The following is a 556-nucleotide window of genomic DNA, read 5'->3' as shown; positions in this document are numbered from 1 at the left end:
AAGGTGAATATTCTCGGATACGCGCAGAAGTTAGGTAAAGCTCTTATGCTTCCTATCGCGACTTTGCCAATCGCAGGCTTGTTACTGCGCTTGGGCCAACCTGATGTATTTGACATCGCGTTTATGGCACAAGCCGGTAACTCAATCTTCTCTAACCTTCCATTGTTATTTGGTCTAGGTATCGCGATCGGCTTATCAAAAGACGGTCAAGGTGCTGCAGGTCTTGCTGGTGCGGTTGCGTACTTCGTACTTACTGCGACAGCGTCAACAATCGATGCGTCAGTTAACATGTCATTCTTCGGTGGTATCATCGCAGGTATCATTGCTGGCCATTCTTACAACGCTTTCCATGCAACACGCCTTCCTGAGTGGCTAGCATTCTTCTCTGGTAAGCGCCTAGTGCCAATTATGGCTGGTTTGTTCGCCCTAGTTGCTGGTGCTGTTTCAGGTATTGTATGGCCAACAATCCAAGGTGGTCTAGATGCACTTGCTCACGGTATCTCTACTTCTGGCGCAATCGGTCAGTTTGTATACGGTACGCTTAACCGTGCTCTAA

Annotated in this window: 1 protein-coding gene; it reads left to right on the top strand. The window is 48.2% G+C overall.

The window, feature by feature from the left end; genetic code table 11:
* Window positions 1–3: 3 nt before the first annotated feature.
* On the top strand, window positions 4–556 hold a 553-nt coding region (locus tag R7O13_RS29770), incomplete at its 3' end, for a PTS transporter subunit EIIC (protein WP_318305579.1).

Source organism: Vibrio sp. Y176, assembly GCF_033438945.1.
Note: the sequence above shows the minus strand (reverse complement) of the source record. Positions and strands in the feature narration are given on the sequence as shown.